This is a genomic window from Thiocystis minor, assembly GCF_016653465.1.
GTDB lineage: Bacteria > Pseudomonadota > Gammaproteobacteria > Chromatiales > Chromatiaceae > Chromatium > Chromatium minus.
Genome location: NZ_NHSQ01000068.1, coordinates 89,647 through 94,996, shown reverse-complemented (window position 1 = coordinate 94,996; position 5,350 = coordinate 89,647). Strand labels below are relative to the sequence as shown.

Sequence of the window (5,350 nt, the reverse complement as noted above, 5' to 3'; positions counted from 1 at the left end):
CGCAAGGGCGATGGCGAGCCCGGTTTGAAGACGATCTGGCTGGGCATGCAGCGCATCATGGACTTCGCCGCCGGGATCAAATAGGCCAGGGAGATGCCGGACACGGAAAGTTGTGTGTAATGGGATGGATTTAGAGATGTCGGCGAGCGAATGACGTACATCACCAGCACGGAAATCGCGATAGCAGAGTCTGAAGTCACGAGAATGTGGTGCACTAGGCGCCAGGATGGAGCGAATGGCTTCGAACAAGTCGTTCAGGGTTGTACGTTCCCCAACCGCGACGTTATAGACCTGATTGACGGCCTCCGAATAGTCGGCGGTGGCGGCCAGAAGATTAGCCTGAACGGCATTAGCGATGTAGCAGAAATCGCGACTGGTTTCGCCATCTCCATTGATCCACACGGGTTCGTTCTTGATCATCGCCGCGATCCACTTTGGTACGACGGCGGCGTAGGCGCCATTGGGATCCTGATGGGCACCGAAGATGTTGAAGTAGCGCAGACCAATGGTCTTGAAACCGTAGGCGCGCGCGAAGACTTCGGCGTACTGCTCGTTGACCAGTTTGGTGACCGCGTAGGGCGATAGCGGCTTGCCGATCACGTCCTCGACCTTGGGTAAGCCAGGGTGGTCACCGTAGGTCGAGCTGGATGCGGCATAGACGAAGCGCGTGACTTGGACATCTCGTGCCGCGACCAGCATATTGAGGAAACCGTCGATGTTGGCGGCGTTGGTCGCGATGGGATCTTCCAGCGAACGCGGCACCGAGCCGAGTGCCGCCTGATGCAGGACGTAGTCAACCCCTGCACAGGCTGCGTGGCAATCGTCCAGTTTCCGGATATCGCCTTCGATGAATTGAAAGCGCGCCCACTGCGCCGGCGTGACCGCGCGCTGAATCTGATCGAGGTTATGTCGATGACCGGTCGCGAAATTGTCCAATCCAACGACGATCTGATCCAGCTTGAGTAGGGTCTCCAAGAGGTTGCAGCCAATGAAGCCCGCGACACCGGTGATGAGCCAGGTCTTCGGGCTCAAAGGCAGGCGCGAGCGCAGTTGATCGTAAGCGGTTGTCATATCGGGGCGCGTGGTTGATGTGTGCGGGGATCCATTGGCGCTGATTCGATCCTGTCTCTCACAGCCGCCAAACGTTGAACCCAGCCTCCCGAAGCGCCGCCGGGTCATAGGCCGATTTAACATCGGTGAAGACGCCATCTTGCTTCAGCTTTGCGGTCAGGTCAGAGAATGGCATCGTCAAGTATTCCCGATGCGAAACCGCCGCAACGATTGCCGCGGCATTGTCGGGTAATTCTCCCCATGAGGTGAGGCCAATTCCGTATTCGTGTTCCGCTTCAGTAGATTCCGCGATGGGATCATGCACGGCAACATCGCAGCCGAAGGATTGCAGTTCCCTGACGAGATCGGCGACCTTGGAGTTGCGCAGGTCGGGACAGTTTTCCTTGAACGTGAGGCCCAGGACGATCACCTTGGCGCCTTTGATCGTTTCACCGGCTTGTATCAGGCGTTTCACCGTCTGCTGGGCCACGTAGGCGGCCATGCCGTCGTTGATGCGACGCCCGGCGAGGATGACCTCGGGGTGGTAGCCGAGGGCGACGGCTTTGTGCGTCAGGTAATAGGGATCGACGCCAATACAGTGTCCGCCGACCAGGCCCGGGCGGAACGGGAGGAAGTTCCATTTGGTGCCGGCGGCTTGCAAGACTTCCAGGGTGTCGATGCCGAGACGCCCGAAGATGAGGGCCAGTTCGTTCATCAGGGCGATATTGAGATCGCGCTGGGTGTTCTCGATGACCTTGGCGGCTTCGGCGACCTTGATGGAGCTGGCACGGTGAACACCGGCGGTGATCACCGACGCATACAAATCGGCGACGGCGTCGGTGGTGGGTCCATCGTCTCCGGCAACCACCTTCACAATGCGCGTGATGGTCCGCTCTTTGTCGCCGGGATTGACCCGCTCGGGGGAGTAGCCCACATGGAAATCGTGCCGCCAGGTGAGGCCGGAGTGTTGTTCCAGCAATGGAATACAAACCTCTTCGGTCGCGCCGGGATAGACGGTGGATTCATAGACCACCGTGGCGCCTCGTTTCAGGTGTTTGCCGACACTGATGGAGGCGCCGATGAGTGGGGCGAAATCAGGGATGTGGTTCGAATCAACGGGCGTGGGCACGGCGACGAGAATGAAGTCGGCCTTGTTCAGGCGGCTTGGGTCGGTGCTGACGGTGAGTTGGGTCGCCGCTTTCAGGTCTGCCGTGCTGACTTCGCCGGTGGGGTCGCAGTGGTTCCGATAGTGGGCGATCTTGGCTTCCGAGAGATCGTAGCCAAGGGTTTCATAGTGCTTGCCGAATTCAACCGCGAGCGGCAAACCGACGTAACCAAGCCCGACAACGGCAACGATGGGGTTCATGAGGTCTTCCCTAAGCGATGGGGAGAATTTGAGCGTACAGGCGTGGCGAGAAGCGTCACGGGGTCTGGTCTTCCATGGCGCGGACGATCATCGCGTGCATTGGCGCTCAAGTTTTGGTGGCGAAAAACCGGGACAGACCACGTTTTCCTCGGCGAGATGGAATCTTCACCCCGTCCCGCCTGTTTGGCCAAGACTCGACCGTCGCGCCGAACCTCAAGGGTCGCAAGGCTTCCGGAGGGAGCGAAGGCCCCGTCCGGCGGGTCGTTGCCCGCGATGGCCGCGGTCATCGCCCGTCACGCTCCGCAAAGACCTCGTCTGGACCAGAGGCCGTGAGCACCCGCGCGGACCAGGCGAGCAGGGTGTCCGGGTCGGCGGCCTGCACGCGCGCGCGCACGGCTTCGCTCGGGGGGCCGAATTTGAGGGTCAGGAGGTGCAGGAGGATCTTTGCTTCGCCTTCCTGGAGTCCTTCCTGATGGCCTTCCTGGAGTCCTTCCTGGAGTCCTTCCCTGAGTCCTTCCTGGAGTCCTTCCTGATGGCCTTTTTTTTCTCCGATTTGCATGAATCGCTCGGCGAATCCGCTCATGGCGTCAGCCTCCGGCGCGTAGCGCTGTTGATAAATGACCCGCTCGTTCTCGGTGAGATGGGTGTAGATGTCGATGAAGTCGAGATATTTGATCTGACGTTCGGGGTCGGGTTCAAGCTCCAGCAGGCCGCGCACGGCCTGGGCATAGACATCGAGCTTGTCCTCGGGCACATAGGCCATGTTGGGCAGATTCAGGCGGGCGACCAGATTGGGGCTGTCGAAGTGCTGGCGCGCGGGCGTGCTGAAGAGCGGGCAGGTGAGATAGCGAAATTCCAGATAATGCTGGTGGTCGCCGCCCAGGATGAGTTGGGTCGGATAGGCACCAGAATGCAGGAAGATGACGACTGGAACCACGCGTTCGGTGCCGATGAGTTCGGCCAAATCGAGGCAATAGTGGGCCAGCCGATGGATCGAGAAGCGGCGCGGTTTGGTCTCTTCCTCGAAGACGAAGAGCAGGGCCTCGCGCCGGCCATCGGGCCATTCGACCAGCAGGGGCGTATCCAGCTCGCGAAACCGCGCGCCGAGTCGCTCCTTGAGTTGTTCCTGACGAATCGGCAGGATCCGCGCGCCTTGATCGATGGCGGCGGCCTCTGCCGCGGCGGCAAATTGGATCGCCTCGCGCGGATAGTCGAGGATGAGGTTCTTGAAGTTCTGGTCGTGGCTCATGGCGCGGCGGTGAGTTGCTCCGCGTCGCGCGGGCGTCAGCGTCGGGAGCGGTGTTGACGTGCCGGCGTGGCGGTGAGCGAAGGGGGCGCTGGCGGGTGCTGCCGATCGATTCAGGTTGCAAGGCGGACGGGGAGCGACTTGGGGTGCGGCGGAATTGGGGCGCGCGGGACCGGTCTGCCGGCGCGGTGGCGTCGGGGTGCCTAAGGGGTGGCTGCACCTTGAGATCGGCATGAAGGGCGTCGCTCCGTTTCGTTCCTTGTGGGTCCGTCTTCACTGCGCGCGGGTTGGCCGGGAGGCGGTTCGCACAGGGTTTGAACCTTACTCGTTTGCCTTGCGGCTGGAAAGGTCTATAACACGATGACGTGTAGAATTTGTGACCGAGGTCCGGTTGGGGAACCTCAAACCCATACCATTACACAAAAGTCTGTAACTTGCTGATTTTTATATAACACGCTCCGGTTTGTGTTGTTTAAGTTTCAGTAACTTACAAAGATATGTGTAACGCGATGCCTCAAACCCATCGACGTCTTCCGCCGTCCGATGTTTGATCGGATTGGCGCTGAGCGCTTGGCCACGATGGCGGACCATGAGAGTCCGGATCGATTGCAATTGACGGGTCTGCCGATGCGCCAATTAGCGGCGTTTGCGCGGCAGATCGCGCACCGCGCGTTCCTCCTTGGGATCAAGGTGCCTCTCGGGAACCGCCGCTGATCAAAACCTTGTCACTCAATCTGATGGGCGATCGGCATGACGCCTCCACCGCCTTTTTCCAGCAATTCAAAATTTGGATGGCTGATCGCGATCCTGTGCGACGCAACGCGCCCTCGCCCGGTCGCCGTTCTTTGGGATGACCGGCGCACGCTGGGCGAAAGGCGAGACCTGGGAGCGCCGGCTTGCAGCCGGCCCCTGGGGAGTCCGGCTTGCAGCCGGACGAATTGGCAGGGCTTCCCGCGCCGTCGGTTGGCTTCTTCCACAGCCGGCGACAAGCCGGCGCTCCCAGGGGCGCTTCAGGAGATTGCCGGTCACGACCGGCAAAATTTGGAATTGCTGACGTCGGGGTTGTCCGGCTCCCGCTCCAGCCAGCCCGGCAACACCTGACGCAGCATCACTCGCAACAGGGGCGCCTCGGCCCGGTTCTGCCAGCGCGGAAATCGCGGTACATCCTGCTCGCGCAGATACACCCCGATTCCCACCACCTCGCGCGCGGGAGATTGTTCGCCATCGCGTCCAATCTTGGTGAGCAGATTGTACCAAGCCGCCCGCTAACCGCCGACCGCCGGTCAGGCCCCGAAACGCTTCGGCGCCCGCGGATCAAAACAGATAGATCGGGTGGTCGCATGGCGCATTCCTGATCGATGGTGTTGCCCAGGGGGCTAACCCCATTTGCCTCTGACCATTGGCGTCCATTGCTCATCGGCCGCCATCTCGGTGTGCGCCCATACAAGGTCTGCACGATGACGACGGCATCAGGATCATGGGGGCAGGTCCTGAAAGACGACACAAAGTGGCTCAATCCGCACCCAGGCTTTTTAGCCCGGATTTCTCACCGCAAAGACGTGAAGGCCGCAAAGGATTGAATCAAGGATGTTTGGCGGAAGCTTGGCCGAGGCTGGGTCGACCAGGAGACAAGCCGCATGAAAATCCTCAAGGTATTGTTTCCTTTGCGTTCTTCGTGCCTTTGTGGT

5 protein-coding genes and 1 pseudogene are annotated in these 5,350 nt (G+C 60.5%); 2 read left to right on the top strand and 4 right to left on the bottom strand.

Annotation, left to right across the window (positions count from 1 at the left end; all coding sequences use genetic code 11):
- The coding region (locus CCR95_RS25250) for an IS4 family transposase (RefSeq protein ID WP_242523135.1) at positions 1–84 on the top strand (84 nt) is incomplete at its 5' end.
- A 57-nt stretch (positions 85–141) separates the two neighbouring features.
- Here the strand turns inward: CCR95_RS25250 and CCR95_RS08635 are convergent.
- From CCR95_RS08635 to CCR95_RS25245, 4 genes and pseudogenes are all read right to left on the bottom strand, one after another.
- Positions 142–1,071 (bottom strand): annotated as a pseudogene (locus CCR95_RS08635) (NAD-dependent epimerase/dehydratase family protein); the annotation flags it as partial.
- Positions 1,072–1,129: 58 nt separating this feature from the next.
- Positions 1,130–2,416 carry a nucleotide sugar dehydrogenase gene (locus tag CCR95_RS08630; RefSeq protein WP_201093554.1) on the bottom strand — a complete coding sequence of 429 codons (1,287 nt, stop codon included), beginning with the start codon at positions 2,414–2,416 and terminating at the stop codon, positions 1,130–1,132.
- A 283-nt stretch (positions 2,417–2,699) separates the two neighbouring features.
- The gene (locus CCR95_RS08625; protein ID WP_201093552.1) at positions 2,700–3,665 is read right to left on the bottom strand and encodes an RpnC/YadD family protein; all 966 of its coding nucleotides are present in this window, start codon (positions 3,663–3,665) and stop codon (positions 2,700–2,702) included.
- A gap of 1,022 nt (positions 3,666–4,687) precedes the next feature.
- Positions 4,688–4,858 carry a hypothetical protein gene (locus CCR95_RS25245; protein ID WP_242523132.1) on the bottom strand — a complete coding sequence of 57 codons (171 nt, stop codon included), beginning with the start codon at positions 4,856–4,858 and terminating at the stop codon, positions 4,688–4,690.
- Positions 4,859–5,169: 311 nt separating this feature from the next.
- Between CCR95_RS25245 and CCR95_RS24930 the strand changes: the two genes are divergently transcribed.
- Positions 5,170–5,350: hypothetical protein (locus CCR95_RS24930; RefSeq protein WP_207188559.1), on the top strand; the 181-nt coding region annotated here is incomplete at its 3' end.

Coding starts and splice junctions, on each gene's coding strand:
- CCR95_RS08625 (WP_201093552.1), bottom strand. CDS start 3,665: ATGAGCCACGACCAGAACTTCAAGAACCTCATCCTCGACTATCCGCGC.
- CCR95_RS08630 (WP_201093554.1), bottom strand. CDS start 2,416: ATGAACCCCATCGTTGCCGTTGTCGGGCTTGGTTACGTCGGTTTGCCG.